This window comes from Armatimonas sp. (genome assembly GCF_031410135.1).
In the GTDB taxonomy this organism is placed as follows: Bacteria; Armatimonadota; Armatimonadia; order Armatimonadales; family Armatimonadaceae; genus Armatimonas.
In genome coordinates, this window is sequence record NZ_JANNYP010000709.1 from 1 (window position 1) to 2273 (window position 2273).

Here is a 2273-nt window from a genome sequence, read left to right on the forward strand (position 1 = left end):
CGTTCCTTGGCATCTCGCCGCTCTCTTAACATGTCGCCGCCCTCTTAAGCATCTAGCCGCCTGGCTTAAACGTATCGCACGCCTGACGAATGGCTTTTGCAATACTAATCGCGAGCTCGCCTGCCTTCGTCGCTACTCCTGAGACAGGAATACTCTGGACCACCTTGCCGTCACGAGAGAGCTTCACATTCAGGAGCAGCATCTCACCCTCCTGACGGTACAGACCACTGGGCTTGAGTGCCCCCGGAAGCGCACCCTTGCCCACGTAGAGTAGCTTGCCACCACGAGCGCTGGCATCACTCTCCTCACGAAGCAAGGCTGCCACCTTCTCCGAGAGGTTCAGGCTGTCCAGACCGTTCTCATCCAAGAACGTTGGCTCCAGCACACGCGCCTTACGAACCGCCAGGGGAATGGACTTCTTCTCCACTTCGCCCAGCTCCCCAAACGGAAAGTTAGAGCCCTTCGGCGACGAGATCTGGGGGCGCTGGACGCCACCAATGCCCGCCGCCAGCACTGGCACACGCTCCTCCACGTGCTTGAACAGGGGCGTCACTTCCACAAACGGGCTGGCGTTTTGCATTCCTTCCAGCAGCGCGTAGGTGAGCAGCCCCTGACCAAACTCGCCTGCCTCGTAGCTCACACGATCGGCAGCGCAGCCCATCAGTACGTGAAAGGCGGTCTTGTCCTGGAGCTGGGCAATCGCGCGTGCCCGGCTGGTGTCCTCAGGGGTCAGCTCGCGTGAGGCCGTCAGGGCTTGCTGAGCCGCCCCTGCCGCGCAGGTATCTATCACCACGACTTTCTTGGTTGCTTGGATGCCATCTTGTGCGTTGACAAAGCGTGCCAGCTCGTCACTGGTAAGGGTTGTGCTCTCGCGCAGCGGCTTTTCCGTCAGTTCCGTTGCGCTTGCGGTATGGGCTTCCTGAGTGAGGTAGCAGTAGAGATCGTCGCGTGTTCCTGGCAGGCGCAGCGATGCTCCATGCCCGGCGAGATAGACCACGAGAATATCGGCGGGCTGTGCGCTCTTGCGAATCTTCTCCAGTGCGGCGAGGATATTGGCTTTGGTGGGCTTGGCGTTGCTCTCGGTGGTGAGGAGCTGGAGCTGAACGTGCTCTGCGCCAAAGAGCTTCTTCGCGCCGAGAGTAAGTGCGCCTGCGAAGTCCTGTGCGTCCTTAGCGGCGAATCGTAGCTTGAGGGCAGGCTCTGCGTACTGGGACACACCGACGACCAGTGCCCAGAGGGTGGGAGGTGTGGTGGTGGCAGCTTTGGGTGGTGCGTAGGCAGCGATTACGCCCCGGCTCTGGATGCTCACCTCGCCCGTTGCGTTCTCTGCGCTGACCTCTATCTGTCGTTTCTGTCCGTTGGGTAGGGGAGCTAGATGGGAGAGGTCTACCTTGAGGGTTGCGTTTTTCTGGTTGGGGTCAAAGCCCTTTGGCCGTGCATCCTGGGTGAGCAGTGCACCATCCACCTTGACCATCACCGGCCCAATCCCCCCGCCCCGGCTCTGGAGCTGGATGGTGCAGCTCTTGTCTCCGTCTTTTGGCTCCAGCACCACGACTTCTGGGTAGAGCTTGACCTGTACTTTGGTGAAGTCTGGTACGGGAAAGGGTGGCTCTTTACCCGCCATGATCCGCGCCAGGAGCCCCGGTTCGTAGTAGAAGCGCTTGAGCTGGTTGAGTGCGATAGGCTCCAGCCCGAGCACCCAGTGTAATCCATTGACGTTCCCTTCGTTCGAAGCATCGTAACGTCCTGTTGGTGTCGTTACTGCCCAGGTGTTGTCGGTGAGGGAGAGGAGAGAGCAAAGCTCCTTCCCTGTCGCTATGTCCCAGAGCTTTGCGGTTTGGTCATCACTTGCGGTGAGCACTGTCTTTCCATCGGGTGAGAAAACAGCAGAGTTTACCCTGGCCGAATGGCCTGTGAAGGTTTGGATTTCCTTTCCCGTCGCTATGTCCCAGAGTCTCGCAGTTTGATCCCCAGCGGTAAGGACTCTCTTTCCATCGGGTGAGAAAACAGCGGAGTTTAGAGGTGCTGAATGCCCCTTGAATGTTTGTATCTGCTTTCCCGTTTCCACATCCCAGAGCTTTGCGGTTTGATCCCTACTTGCAGTAAGGACTGTCTTTCCATCGGGTGAGAAAACAGCCTTTACATCGGGTGAGAACGGAATATGTCAATGATTTTGAGACACTTTTCTTTTTTAATTTAGACTCTTTTTGCCTCCAGACTTACCCTGCATTTATCATCTGTCACGGCGGGCAAAGCGGAGTCCAGCACGAGTG

Annotated in this window: 1 protein-coding gene; it reads right to left on the bottom strand. The window is 57.9% G+C overall.

Annotated features, from left to right (window positions below; genetic code table 11):
• Positions 1-52 precede the first annotated feature (52 nt).
• Positions 53-2161: a caspase family protein gene (locus tag RMO15_RS25870; RefSeq protein WP_369016165.1), complete on the bottom strand. Its 2109-nt coding sequence runs from the start codon at positions 2159-2161 to the stop codon at positions 53-55.
• Between the last annotated feature and the right edge of the window lie 112 nt (positions 2162-2273).